This is a genomic window from Acinetobacter sp. YH12100 (assembly GCF_013419135.1).
Lineage (GTDB): Bacteria > Pseudomonadota > Gammaproteobacteria > Pseudomonadales > Moraxellaceae > Acinetobacter > Acinetobacter pseudolwoffii.
The window spans coordinates 151,944-164,351 of sequence record NZ_VPAQ01000003.1; the positions used below are offsets into that span (position 1 = coordinate 151,944).

Annotated in this window: 12 protein-coding genes; 6 read left to right on the forward strand and 6 right to left on the reverse strand. The window is 42.9% G+C overall.

All coding sequences use genetic code 11. The annotated features are described in order from the left end of the window. Positions 1-188: 188 nt before the first annotated feature. Positions 189-572 carry a prepilin-type N-terminal cleavage/methylation domain-containing protein gene (locus FTU40_RS03850; protein ID WP_074382886.1) on the reverse strand — a complete coding sequence of 128 codons (384 nt, stop codon included), beginning with the start codon at positions 570-572 and terminating at the stop codon, positions 189-191. Between the two features lie 473 nt (positions 573-1,045). Between FTU40_RS03850 and metK the strand changes: the two genes are divergently transcribed. The 3 genes from metK to FTU40_RS03865 all read left to right on the forward strand — a co-directional run bounded on the left by metK (position 1,046) and on the right by FTU40_RS03865 (position 4,469). Further along, positions 1,046-2,212: a methionine adenosyltransferase gene (metK, locus tag FTU40_RS03855; protein WP_005096646.1), complete on the forward strand. Its 1,167-nt coding sequence runs from the start codon at positions 1,046-1,048 to the stop codon at positions 2,210-2,212. A gap of 353 nt (positions 2,213-2,565) precedes the next feature. Further along, positions 2,566-2,910: a hypothetical protein gene (locus tag FTU40_RS03860; RefSeq protein ID WP_180039836.1), complete on the forward strand. Its 345-nt coding sequence runs from the start codon at positions 2,566-2,568 to the stop codon at positions 2,908-2,910. Positions 2,911-3,257: 347 nt separating this feature from the next. After that, complete coding sequence (locus FTU40_RS03865; RefSeq protein WP_180039838.1) at positions 3,258-4,469, forward strand: YeeE/YedE family protein; 1,212 nt, start codon at positions 3,258-3,260, stop codon at positions 4,467-4,469. 52 nt (positions 4,470-4,521) lie between these two features. Here the strand turns inward: FTU40_RS03865 and FTU40_RS03870 are convergent, their stop codons facing one another. The 3 genes from FTU40_RS03870 to FTU40_RS03880 form a co-directional block, all read right to left on the reverse strand. Continuing rightward, on the reverse strand, positions 4,522-5,031 hold the full coding sequence (locus tag FTU40_RS03870) for a hypothetical protein (RefSeq protein ID WP_180039840.1): 510 nt from the start codon (positions 5,029-5,031) through the stop codon (positions 4,522-4,524). A 61-nt stretch (positions 5,032-5,092) separates the two neighbouring features. Then, positions 5,093-5,872: a TIGR03915 family putative DNA repair protein gene (locus FTU40_RS03875; protein ID WP_100328722.1), complete on the reverse strand. Its 780-nt coding sequence runs from the start codon at positions 5,870-5,872 to the stop codon at positions 5,093-5,095. Continuing rightward, positions 5,872-7,131 carry a putative DNA modification/repair radical SAM protein gene (locus tag FTU40_RS03880; protein WP_180039842.1) on the reverse strand — a complete coding sequence of 420 codons (1,260 nt, stop codon included), beginning with the start codon at positions 7,129-7,131 and terminating at the stop codon, positions 5,872-5,874. The genes FTU40_RS03875 and FTU40_RS03880 overlap by 1 nt, the downstream gene beginning before the upstream one ends. Before the next feature lie 206 nt (positions 7,132-7,337). Between FTU40_RS03880 and FTU40_RS03885 the strand changes: the two genes are divergently transcribed. Continuing rightward, a complete protein-coding gene (locus tag FTU40_RS03885) occupies positions 7,338-8,381 on the forward strand; it encodes a nitronate monooxygenase family protein (protein ID WP_180039844.1) in 1,044 nt (347 codons plus the stop codon). A 55-nt stretch (positions 8,382-8,436) separates the two neighbouring features. Here the strand turns inward: FTU40_RS03885 and FTU40_RS03890 are convergent, their stop codons facing one another. Together FTU40_RS03890 and dusB are read right to left on the reverse strand one after the other, a co-directional pair. Continuing rightward, positions 8,437-9,114: a hypothetical protein gene (locus FTU40_RS03890; protein WP_005171321.1), complete on the reverse strand. Its 678-nt coding sequence runs from the start codon at positions 9,112-9,114 to the stop codon at positions 8,437-8,439. A 248-nt stretch (positions 9,115-9,362) separates the two neighbouring features. Then, positions 9,363-10,388 carry a tRNA dihydrouridine synthase DusB gene (gene dusB, locus FTU40_RS03895; RefSeq protein WP_180000368.1) on the reverse strand — a complete coding sequence of 342 codons (1,026 nt, stop codon included), beginning with the start codon at positions 10,386-10,388 and terminating at the stop codon, positions 9,363-9,365. 80 nt (positions 10,389-10,468) lie between these two features. Here dusB and FTU40_RS03900 point away from each other — a divergent pair, with 80 nt between their 5' ends. Beyond that, positions 10,469-11,677: a DUF1615 family protein gene (locus tag FTU40_RS03900; protein WP_005096631.1), complete on the forward strand. Its 1,209-nt coding sequence runs from the start codon at positions 10,469-10,471 to the stop codon at positions 11,675-11,677. After that, positions 11,644-12,297, forward strand: coding sequence for an HAD family hydrolase (locus FTU40_RS03905; protein WP_005096629.1), 654 nt, complete (start codon positions 11,644-11,646; stop codon positions 12,295-12,297). Before FTU40_RS03900 ends, FTU40_RS03905 begins: the two co-directional genes overlap by 34 nt. Positions 12,298-12,408 lie beyond the last annotated feature (111 nt).

The window sequence follows — 12,408 nt, forward strand, 5'->3', positions numbered from 1 at the left end:
AATTGGCTGTTAATTCGTTTTTAATCTAAAGTCGGCTCCATCCGTTCAAAGCGAGATGTGTCATATAATTTTCTCGTTGATGATGGAAAGCATTGATGATTCATTCTTATCAATAGATCAATCAACTATGTATTTTTTAGATGAAAAGCTTACATCTATTTAGGCTCAATCATAAGCAGCAAGCGTGCTTAGCGCCCTTGGCAGCTTTTAGGTAAATAGCGCTGATAAATATCGGTCGAGAAGCATTTTCCCGTATAGACATCAAATGCAATTGATTTACCCCGAATCGCTGCATCTAGGCCTTGCTGTCGCAGCTTAAACTCAATTCGGCATGTCGCATTAATCACCACTTTTTCGATATATCGTGTATTCCCTCCAATCTCGCGTCCAGCATCACAATGCTGACCTGAGGCAATGAACTGAGTTCGATATGTGCCAGCCTGCTCAAACACTTCAGCCAGTTGAGCGCGTACCACATAGCCCTGATAGCTCATAAACGCCATGGTGGCTAAAATCGCCATCATCGTCAGTACAATCATCACCTCAATTAAGGTAAATGCCTTTTGATACATCATGACTTATCTCCGTACAGTCTTACTTCAAGAAGCCCATACAAAAAGAATCTTGGCCATGCTTAACCGGCCAGTAGTGAAACCTTAGGCCTAATATGCAGAGAAGCCGATGCAACCACAATACAGCTAGTCGAATCATGTTGAATCACATGCGAGCGTATTAATGTAATGATCACTTTCCTGAAAATTGCTCAGATTTTAGCTTTATATTTTTCCAATCAGCGATCTTTTAAAATTTATTCGAGAATATAACTGTTTAATTTTGCTACATCTGGGAAAATCCGGATTAATTTGTCGCTCCTTGCCAAATCAGCAATGACGGTTAAATCGACATATCAATTTTTTTAATTCTATTAATCAATTAAAAACACAATAATTTGAAACAATTTCGACCAATTTTGTCGTGTTAAGCTAGTCCTAGAGCGCAACTCGATGTAACATATCGGGTCTTTAAAATTAACTGTGATAGGACTATGCGCGAGTACGCTGTATTTACTTCGGAATCTGTAAGCGAAGGCCATCCAGATAAAATGGCTGACCAAATCAGTGACGCTATTTTGGATGCAATCTTAAAAGAAGACCCTTATGCACGGGTTGCTTGTGAAACGCTTGTAAAAACAGGTGCGGTTGTACTTGCCGGTGAAATCACAACGACGGCCAATATCGATTTTGAAGCGGTAGTACGCCATACCGTGAACGGTATTGGTTATCACCATTCTGATCTAGGTTTTGATGGTTCGACCTGTGCCGTAATCAACATGATTGGCAAACAGTCACCTGAAATTGCTCAGGGTGTAGACCGTCAGAAACCTGAAGATCAAGGTGCCGGTGACCAAGGTTTAATGTTTGGTTATGCCAGCCGTGAAACTGACGTTTTAATGCCTGCGCCAATTACCTATGCACATCGCTTAATGGAAAAACAAGCAGAGCTTCGTCGTAATGGAACTTTGCCTTGGTTACGCCCAGATGCGAAAAGCCAAGTGACCTTTGCTTATGAAAATGGCAAACCTGTTCGTTTAGATGCTGTGGTTTTGTCGACTCAACACGATCCTGAAATTTCACAAGCCAATCTTAAAGAAGCTGTGATTGAAGAAATCGTGAAGAAAATCATTCCTGCCGATATGTTCCATGCAGAGACCAAATTCCACATCAACCCAACGGGTATGTTCGTGATTGGCGGCCCTGTCGGTGACTGTGGTTTGACTGGTCGTAAAATTATCGTAGATACCTACGGTGGTATGGCGCGTCATGGCGGTGGTGCTTTCTCTGGTAAAGATCCATCTAAGGTTGACCGTTCTGCTGCCTATGCAGGGCGTTATGTAGCAAAAAATATCGTTGCGGCTGGTCTTGCAGACAAGTGTGAAATCCAGGTGTCTTATGCGATTGGTGTTGCTGAACCTACTTCAATTTCAATCAACACTTTTAATACTGCAAAAGTATCTGAAGAATTGATTATTGCCTTGGTTCGTGAGCACTTTGACCTACGCCCATATGGCATTACCCGCATGCTGGATCTGATTCAGCCAATGTATAAGCAGACTGCGGCTTATGGTCATTTTGGCCGTGAAGGCTCTGATACGGCCTTTACTTGGGAAAAAACCGACAAAGTGGAAGCGCTTAAAGCCTCTGCTGGTCTCTAATTTTCTCTTTAAAAAGCCCGCACCCTGCGGGCTTTTTTTATGACTGGGATTTTATTGCTTAAAATCATCTTTTTTACACGACTGACAACTTAAATCGCAAGATTAATAATATACCCCGTTCATTTCCATCATCCTTGAATGCTTATTAAATTAGAAATTTTTTAGTTTCTGGATCTGACTCATTTAATACACTTAAAACAACTTATTAAATAAGTCCTGAGCGAGTTAAAGCAGCATAAGTATTGAAAAAAGTTACAGTTAATCAACAAATTTTGATCTATTTTCTAGCATAAACTTTAAGAAATGACTGTTAAATTAGTTGGCAGCTATACAACAACAAGGGATATTACTCGATGAATAAATTAATGATTGCTTTAGGTTTAGTGGCAACTGTTGCCTTGGTCGGCTGTAACAAAGATAAAGCACCTGAAACCGGGGCAACGACAGGTGAGCATTTAGAAAATGCAGTAGATCAAGCCGGTCATGATATGCAAGATGCAAGCCGTGAAGCTGCGGTAGACACTGAAAGAGCCTTGGATAATGCAGCGGAAAATACAGCTCAAGCAGCTGACGAAGCTGCTGCTGCAACGTCTCGAGCAGCAGATGCTACTGCTGAAGCAGCACGAAAAGCCACTGCGGCCACTGCAGCTGCGGTTGAAGAAGGTGCTGGCAATGTTCGAGAAAAAGCTGAAAACTGATTTTAGCTCTCAGTTTAATGCTTAAAAAGCCTGCGATTCAATTTGCAGGCTTTTTTATGTACTTCATTTGAAAACCCAGAAACTCAAAAATGCTCGATACTGATCTATAGGCATAAAACCATACGATTAAATCTGCAATTTATTTAAGCTGCTTAAGTATAGAGAATTACAGAATAATGAAATGTTCCATTAGATTTATTTTTATAATTCACTCCCATCAATCAGATAAAGTGATAAAACTTATCAACTATAAGAATGACTTAATACTCACTCATTGGCCAAAATGGGCTGCATTTAAGCTGAAATTCAGTAGAATACCAGCCTTTATTTTTAAAATTTAATCTCCCATGTCAGTCATTGCTGCTGCTTCCCAACGGTCGAATATTTCGGTCTGGGTGGCTTTTATTTTACTTGTGATCGGTACAATCGGTGCCTATCAGATCGTTGGCTTAAATCAGGCTCTGTTATTTTTAATCGGTGGTGCGCTAGGCATGACCCTGTACCATGCCTCATTTGGTTTTACCTCGAGTTGGCGCGTCTTTATCAAGGAACGTCGCGGTCGTGGTCTGCGTGCACAAATGATTATGCTCGCTCTAGCAGTATTGTTATTCTTCCCGGCTTTAGGTGCGGGTGAATTGTTTGGCAACCCGGTCACAGGTAACGTCAATCCTATTTCCATGTCAGTCATGATTGGTGCCTTTATTTTCGGCATCGGCATGCAGCTCGGTGGTGGTTGTGCATCGGGTACGCTGTATACCGTGGGTGGTGGTAGTGCACGTATGCTGGTAACACTCTTGTTCTTCTGTATCGGCTCTGTGATTGCAACCTCACACTTAGACTGGTGGTTTGCCCTGCCGCATCTGGAACCTATTTCTCTGGTACAGAGTTTAGGGGTGATGCCTGGATTACTGCTGAGCTTTGTTATTTTTGCACTGATTGCTGCGGCGACTGTTTATTTCGAAAAGAAACGTCATGGTCGTCTGGAAGTAGAACCAAGCAGTGAGCATCAAGGCTGGAAACGCTTTATTCGTGGTCCATGGCCTCTGATTTGGGGCGGGATTATTCTGACCCTGCTCAACTTTGCGACGTTGGCACTTGCAGGTCGTCCTTGGGGCGTGACTTCTGCCCTGGCAGTTTGGGGTGCAAAAGGCGCCACTTTAGTGGGTGTTGATGTAACTGCATGGGATTATTGGCAGAAAGCTGGCAATGCCAAAGCACTTACAGAGTCGTTGTGGTTTGATATTACCTCGATGATGAACTTTGGCATCATGCTCGGTGCTTTGCTGGCAGCCAGTCTGGCAGGTAAGTTTGCCCCGAATTTCAACATTCCGAAACGCTCGCTCATTGCTGCTGTTGTCGGTGGCATCATGCTCGGCTATGGTGCACGCCTGGCTTATGGCTGTAATATTGGTGCGTATTTCAGTGGCATCGCTTCAGGCAGTTTACATGGCTGGTTATGGCTGGTGTTTGCCTTTATCGGTAATGGTATTGGGGTGAAACTTCGTCCAATCTTCTTCCCGGAAGAAAAACCACAAGCTGAAAAAATTACAGGTTGTTAATCATTTAAATTAAAAAGCCCATCTTAATGATGGGCTTTTTTATCTTTAAGATTTAAAGCGCGGCTTTTAAATTACAACCATAACCCATGGTCTGCTGAACCTGACGATAAGTGGTATAGCGATCCAGAATAAAAGTATAGAAGTGATCGACATTCGAAAAATTGTCTTTTAGATTTTCATTGGCAGCATTCGGCAATTGGATGTCATCGACCAGTTCCAGATTATAATGCCCCAAACGATACATATCGGCAAAATAAGCATTCATCATATCGCAATAGGCAATTTTACTTGGTTTTAATGCCGTACTGCTGACCAAATGACGGTTTAAAGTTTGCAGATTATTCACATCTAAAGGAAACTGGTGTGAGAAAGCAATACTTTCTAGTTTTTTAAATTTCTGAAAATCCTGAGCCAATTGGCTATTGAGTGCATCAAAACGTTGCTGTAATTCCTGCGCTGTCTGAACCTGATATTTGACTGGATCGACGACCGGTTTTTGTGGCTCTTTCGAGCATGCGGTTAATCCAATGAGCAGCGCCAATGACGTTAGCCATACCTTCATATCTATGCACTCAATCTAAATATAAACGCTTATTATGCCTGAAAGATGCCAGATGTACTGTTTAAAGTGTTTTCTCATTCATATAACGCCAGTAGCGTTTCGGTACATATTGAATATGCAGTTTCATATTGTTACGTGTCTGAATATTCACACTATTAAAATAATCTTTCCAGAGCTGATCATACAACCATTCATCATCATCCAGTTCGATACTGAATGACTGACTGTGCCCAATCTGGATTTGTGAATCAATTGCTTCAGCATTCATCTCGACCTGATGTACCTGCTCTAAATCATAATAAATCCCGTAATTGCGCAGCTCATCATAAATCAGCCAGGATTGATCCTGATAGCGCTCCTGAAAATGTCGGGAAATAATCGGTAGAACATTAAAGTCTGGCTTAACCAGACTCAGGAATAGTCCATCCTTGGCCTTTTTAAAGCGTACAAAAGCCTCCATACGGTGCTTTTCCCGTCCGACTTGCTTGGCCCATTGCGACATACCGATAACTGCATGATGACCATAATCTTTATCGACAGGTCGCTGGTTTTTAAATACATAAACCGCGAAATCAAATAGAATCTGAAACGCTGCTTCTTGTTCCGACAGAAAAGTATAGTAAAAGGCACGCAAGCTGCTGGAGGAGACTTTTTGCTTGAGCCCCTGCCAGACCCGCTGTCCATGCTCATCATTAGAGCTAACATAAATAAATTCATCAAACAGGCCATTTTGTGCTTGTGGATTGGCAGTGATGCGGGCATTCAGTTCCTTAAACTCAAAAGCCCGAAATACACAACTGAGCAAGCCGGTCATGCTGCCATCAAAACAGTAACAGGCCATCAGAATGCCAGTCCAAGCTGTGGTGAAAGCTGCTGCTGATATTTAGATTGGCCAGACTGTAAAATTTGCTGACGGATCTGATGCGATTGCTGATCTTTCTTAAATTTTGGCGTATCAGCACAGCGGATAAAATGCTGTGCGCGGTTATATGCCACACCCATGCGTTTTAGCTGATCGATATGAATCTGACCAAAACGGCGTGCCTGTACAATTTTTTTGGCCGAACGTACCCCAATACCCGGTACACGCAAAATTATTTTATAGTCGGCACGGTTAATATCAACTGGAAAAGCTTCAGGATGTCGCAAGGCCCAGCTGAGTTTGGGATCAATATCCAGATCCAGATTCGGATGCTGGTCATCGACAATTTCATCGGCAGAAAATTCATAAAAACGCATTAACCAGTCGGATTGATATAGACGGTTTTCTCTTAACAAAGGCGGCGCTGAACCAACAGCCGGTAAGGCTTTTTCTTCAGGATTAATCGGAATATAGCCGGAAAAATACACCCGTTTCAGCTTAAATTCCTTGTAATGCCGATCGGCCATTAAAATAATGTCTTGGTCAGTTTCGCTATGTGCGCCTACCACCATCTGTGTGGTTTGTCCGGCAGGTACAAATTTTGGCACCGATTTAATCAATTTGCGTTCATCTTTGAGCTGGATCAGTCGATCCCGCACAATCCCCAAATCTTTTTGTACTTCGGCATAGGTTTTTTCAGGCGCAAATTTCTGTAATCCGGCTTCAGTCGGCATTTCCAGATTAATACTCATGCGGTCTACGTATAGTCCGGCTTCGGTAATGATTTCCTGAGATGCACCCGGAATGGTTTTCAAATGAATATAGCCATTAAAGTTTTCTTCCAGTCGCAGTTTTTTCACCACCTGTAGCATCCGCTCCATGGTGTGATCCGCCGATTTGAAAATGCCCGAGCTTAAAAACAGACCTTCAATATAATTACGGCGGTAAAAGTTCATGGTCAAATCCACCACTTCCTGCACGGTAAATGCTGCTCGCTTGACGTCATTGGAACGTCGCGAAACACAATAAGAGCAATCAAAAATACAGACATTGGAAAATAGAATTTTCAGCAAGGAAACGCAGCGGCCATCTTCGGTATAGCTATGACAAATACCATTGCCGGTATTTCCTACCCCTTTGTCTTTATTTTTACGATTACTTCCACTGGATGAACAGGACACATCATACTTGGCAGCATCGGCTAAAATTTGCAGTTTTTCACGGATACGATCAGACATGAGCTCAGAAAGATTTGACCAAAATGTTATTATAAAGTCTTCAATTGCAGCGCTATAGTTGATCTGTCTGGCTAGCGACATAGCGTGTCGTGAGAAATGTAAATGACAGCTAAGCAAAGTTTAAGTATTTCAAAATAAAATAACCAATATGATTTGCTTAATTTTGAACTCAAGGGCAAAGTAAAAACATAACAAGGAGCAAATCTATGTCTTTATTAGAAAATCTCGGAATTAAACATCCTATTTTCTTGGCGCCGATGGCAGGTGTCTCTACAGCTGAACTTGCAGCTGAAGTGTCCAATCAAGGCGGCTTGGGTTCACTCGGTTTGGGAGCCAGCAGTATCGAGGCAGCACGACAACAGATTTTAAAAACTCAGGAATTGACAGACTGCCCTTTTCAGGTGAATTTTTTCTGTCATGACAGTGTGCCCCTAGATGAAGCTGTCGCGCAGGCATGGATCGCACAGTTTAAAAATAAATTTATTGAATATGGGGCGCAGCCACCCGAGCATTTAAACTGTATTTATCCGAGCTTTAAAGACAATGATGACTTCCTGAATCTGGTGCTGAAAACCAAACCACGGGCGGTCAGTTTTCATTTTGGCATTCCGCATCCGCATCAGATTCAAGCCTTAAAACAGGCAGGAATTTTAACCATGGTTTCTGCGACCAATTTTGCCGAAGCCAAAGCCATTGAAGCTGCCGGAATTGATATTATTATTGCCCAAGGTATTGAAGCCGGTGGTCATCGTGGAATTTTCAGTACCAAATTCGATGCTTCGGTCAAAACCTCTAATCTGGTGAAACTGATCAAACAGCATTGTTCCCTGCCGATTGTGGCCGCAGGCGGGATTATGGACGGCCAACAGGCAAGACAAATGCTGGATTTCGGTGCCGATGCCGTGCAACTTGGCACTGCATTTGTACAGTGCAAATCGTCCAATGCCAATGAGGCTTATCGTAAAGCCCTGCTTTCCAAGCCACTCACTCAAGTCAGTGCCAGTATTTCCGGCCGCCCTGCTCGCGGAATCATCAACCACTGGCATATGGATGTCGACACACCCGATCGTCTGGATGTGCCGGCTTATCCTTATACCTATGATCTGGCCAAGCAATTACATGCTGCTGCAGCCAAACAAGACGATCAGGGTTATGGTGCGTTCTGGGCAGGCTCAAATGTGGCACAAATTCGTGAAATGGAAGCGTCTGATCTGATCAATCAGCTGGTGCTGGAAATGAAACATCTCTAAAATTTATCAGCATAAAAAACCTCTCTAATTAGAGAGGTTTTTTATTCAGTCGGACTTAGCGGGTAAGTCGATGCCAGGCATCTTTGACTGCAAACTTGGCTTCTTCCCAATTTAAACGGGATTCACCTTTCACCTGTTCCCACTTGGTCCGTAGTTCAGGTTCCGCATGGTCAAAATCTGTATCACGATCATACATGGCACGGTTTTCATAACCTACGCGATAAGCGCCGCGATAGTCACGATCATAATCTAGATCGCTGTAGCTATTCCGCGTTTCATTAAAATACGGGCGATTATGATACTCATCGCGCCAGTAATTATCTTCGGCAATCAACTGGTCGGGATGCTGATAATTATCTGCCTCACTTCGAACTTCTGGATGCTGGTAGTTATCTGCCTGTTTTTGGCGATCTGATGTTGCAATATCATTACCGGCAATGCCACCAACCACACCACCGATAATGCCGCCCACCACTGCACCTGGAGGACCACCGACCAGACCTGCAACGGCCCCTACAGCAGCACCACCTACTGTACCCGCACCGGTCGCGGCCAGATTATCTTTGCCTTCATTCATATCTGGCACATTCGGATTATCTTTTTCAGGAGTATTTAAATCCGGACGTGCATTGGCATCAGTAGGATCTATATTTAAGCCTTCGCTGCGTTCTTGTGGCAATTCCGTTGACGTTTTATGGCTAAATTCTGTGACTGGACGATTGGTATTTGTCATTACAGATCTCCCTTGGTGATGACTACAAACAAGAAGGATCACCTCCTGTTCATATTAGATGAATCCATCATAGAACAAGTTTAAGTAAGCAATGTCCAAGTCCTGTCCGGTTTAAGTCAACAAAATGTTGTGCTATGTATTTGACCGGCTTAAGTGTAAACAGCGTGCTAAAATCGACGCGCTCAAGATAAAAAAGGTAGTATTTCTACACAAAACATATTTCTTGATTACCTCCTACTAGCCTGCCATCATTTGGTCTCTAATAAATTGACCTGTTCGACCTGAACATCACTCATGGTTGAGCCATGTTCAAGTAAAGTATTAAAATAATCTTCTACTACACGATATTGATCAGCTGTATTTTCTACCTGATACATGCCCTGACGAAACTCGTTGCTTGAACGCAGACCTTTGGTATACCAGGCAATATGTTTCCGGGAAATTCGGCAACCGGAATACTCGCCATAAAACTCATATAGCTCAGCCAAATGTCCCAATAGAACATCCTTAACTTCTGTAATACTCGGCGCATCCAGATGTTGGCCAGTTTTTAAATAATGGGCAATTTCACGAAAAATCCAGGGACGACCTTGTGCTGCACGTCCGATCATGATGGCATCTGCACCGGTATAATCCAGTACGTATTTGGCTTTTTCAGGACTGTCAATATCTCCGTTGGCAATCACGGGAATATTCAACATGTCTTTTACATCTTTAATGAGTGAATAACGGGCGGTATTTAAATACATATCTTCACGGGTACGGCCATGTAAAGCCAGCGCCGCAATTCCGGCATCTTCCGCACGTTTTGCCACCCGCATGATATTTTCATGACCATTTAAATACCCCAGACGGGTTTTTAAAGTCACCGGCACATCGACCGCAGCCACGACGGTATCCAAGATACGGGCAACTAAATCTTCATCCTGTAGCAAGGCTGAACCGGCTAATCGATTACAGACCTTTTTGGCTGGACAGCCCATATTAATATCAACAATTTGTGCACCATTGGCCACCTGATAACGCGCAGCCTCAGCCAGATCTTGTGGATCTGAACCGGCAATCTGGGCTGAGATGGGTGCCAGCTCCCCATCAAAATTGGCACGGTAGAGACTTTTTTTGCTCATACGCAAAGTTTTGTCTGAGGTCATCATTTCACTGACCGCATGACCTGCACCAAAATACTTGCACAAGGTTCTAAACGGACGGTCAGTCACACCTGCCATGGGGGCGACAATCAAATTGTTTGACAGTTGATATGGACCAATATACATATAAATTCATCACTTTTTTGATGGGCATAGTATACTGTATCTGCCTTATTCGCTCATCTTTTCAATTAATTTACCACACCATGAATAAAACTTTTGCTGATTGTTTTTCTGTTAAGTCATTGTCTGTACTTGCACTTTCTCTGGGTCTTGCCGGCTGTGGTAATGGCTCATGGTGGTCAAAAGATGATGAACCGACACTTGAAGTTGAACATATTCGTAAAGCAATTCCGAGTCGGGTAAATCAGCGTGAGTCCTGGGCACAAGATATTTACGACATCACCGAACAGTTGGGTATTCCTCAAACCAAGGAAAATGTCTGCACGATTGTGGCCGTGGTCGATCAGGAATCCAATTTTGTGGCAGACCCTACAGTACCAGGTCTGGGAGAAAAAGCGGTTAAAGAAGTTCAGGATCGTCTTGAAGAAAAATTCAAAGATAAACTCGGACAAGCAATCGGTGGAACAGTTGCGGGATATTTCCAGGAAGTACTCAAGAACCATCCAAGCCCAGAAGATAACTATTTAAGCCAGATGCGCCGGGTAAAAACCGAACGCGAACTGGATGAGTTATATCGTGAAATATTTGACTATATGTCGAAGCATTACCATGTCAGCGCACTGACCGGTGCTGCAAAACTGGTCGGCCAGAACATTGGCGAGAAAATGAATCCGATTACCACTTTGGGTTCAATGCAAGTGCATATTAGTTATGTCAAGGAATATAAACGTCAAGGTGGCAACATCGCAGCCTTACGCTCCGATGTCTATACGCAATATGGCGGCCTATATTACGGGATTCATCGTCTGATGATGTATCCTGCAGATTATGACAAACCGATCTACCGTTTTGCAGACTATAACTCGGGCATGTATTCCAGCCGGAATGCCGCTTTTCAGAGCATGCTCAATGATTTAACTGAAGCTGAACTCGATCTGGATGGCGATTTATTACTCTATAACAAAGATGGCGCGATCCGTTCGCAGAAGAGTCAATCCGAGCGTGAGCTGATCAGTGTATTTGCGAAAAATAATTTTATTATTACCGAACGTCAAATCCGCGCCGATTTAAAGAAAGAAAAAGAGAAAGATTTTGAAGATACCATGACCTATCGTGGGATCAGCAAGCTCTATCAGGAAAAAACAGGCAAAGATCCGATGTATGCAATCATGCCGGAAGTGGTCATTTCTGGACCAAAACTGAGTCGTGATTACAATACCAACTGGTTTGCCACCCGTGTCGATGGTCGATATCAAACATGCATGCGCAAAATCAAACACCTAAAACTCTAGCCTTATTTGATTTTGATGGCACCCTGTATACAGACGACAGTTTTACCGGGTTCATTTTCTATGCCTTGAAAAAACGGCATATTTTAAGACGCGGCATTCGTCTCCTGCCCTGGATTCAGGCCTATTATCTGAAGCTGTACCCTGCCCATGCGATGCGTCCAAAATTGTATGGCAACATGTTTAAGGACAGCGATGCAGAAGAAATTTTACAACTGGCGCAGGACTATGCCCAGCAGCTGGTCTTTAAGTTTAATCCAAAACTGTTGCAGCAACTTCGGCAACATCAGCAACTGGGTCATGAGATCGCGCTGGTTTCAGCATCACTGGATTTATACTTGAAACCGGTCTGTACCTATTTAAATATCGATTTACTGTGTAGCGAAGTTGAAATCAAAGCTGGAAAAATAACAGGATTTTATCAGACTCCAGATTGTAGTAATGCGCAGAAGAAACTGAGAATTTTAGAAAAATATCGTCTGGAAGATTATGCTGAAATTTATGCCTATGGTAACAGCGAAGAAGATCAGGAAATGCTGAGTTTGGCACATCAACGCTATCTGGAAGGACAAGATCAGCAATTGCCAAAAATTAATCTACCATCCGATTCAATGACATATTAGGGCTTTAAAATTTCCGCTTTATTGATACGCCATAATAATCTTTAACAAGCACTTAAATGACAGATGAGTTGTCGCTCAATGATACTTTTAAGGCAGATCTGATGACTGAAT

What these genes read in the sequence shown, in the direction of transcription:
- FTU40_RS03865 (WP_180039838.1), top strand. Translation starts at nt 3,258, where the DNA reads ATGTCAGTCATTGCTGCTGCTTCCCAACGGTCGAATATTTCGGTCTGG.
- dusB (WP_180000368.1), bottom strand. Translation starts at nt 10,388, where the DNA reads ATGTATATTGGTCCATATCAACTGTCAAACAATTTGATTGTCGCCCCC.
- FTU40_RS03905 (WP_005096629.1), top strand. Translation starts at nt 11,644, where the DNA reads ATGCATGCGCAAAATCAAACACCTAAAACTCTAGCCTTATTTGATTTT.
- FTU40_RS03860 (WP_180039836.1), top strand. Translation starts at nt 2,566, where the DNA reads ATGAATAAATTAATGATTGCTTTAGGTTTAGTGGCAACTGTTGCCTTG.
- FTU40_RS03885 (WP_180039844.1), top strand. Translation starts at nt 7,338, where the DNA reads ATGTCTTTATTAGAAAATCTCGGAATTAAACATCCTATTTTCTTGGCG.
- metK (WP_005096646.1), top strand. Translation starts at nt 1,046, where the DNA reads ATGCGCGAGTACGCTGTATTTACTTCGGAATCTGTAAGCGAAGGCCAT.
- FTU40_RS03880 (WP_180039842.1), bottom strand. Translation starts at nt 7,131, where the DNA reads ATGTCTGATCGTATCCGTGAAAAACTGCAAATTTTAGCCGATGCTGCC.
- FTU40_RS03875 (WP_100328722.1), bottom strand. Translation starts at nt 5,872, where the DNA reads ATGGCCTGTTACTGTTTTGATGGCAGCATGACCGGCTTGCTCAGTTGT.
- FTU40_RS03870 (WP_180039840.1), bottom strand. Translation starts at nt 5,031, where the DNA reads ATGAAGGTATGGCTAACGTCATTGGCGCTGCTCATTGGATTAACCGCA.
- FTU40_RS03850 (WP_074382886.1), bottom strand. Translation starts at nt 572, where the DNA reads ATGTATCAAAAGGCATTTACCTTAATTGAGGTGATGATTGTACTGACG.
- FTU40_RS03900 (WP_005096631.1), top strand. Translation starts at nt 10,469, where the DNA reads ATGAATAAAACTTTTGCTGATTGTTTTTCTGTTAAGTCATTGTCTGTA.
- FTU40_RS03890 (WP_005171321.1), bottom strand. Translation starts at nt 9,114, where the DNA reads ATGACAAATACCAATCGTCCAGTCACAGAATTTAGCCATAAAACGTCA.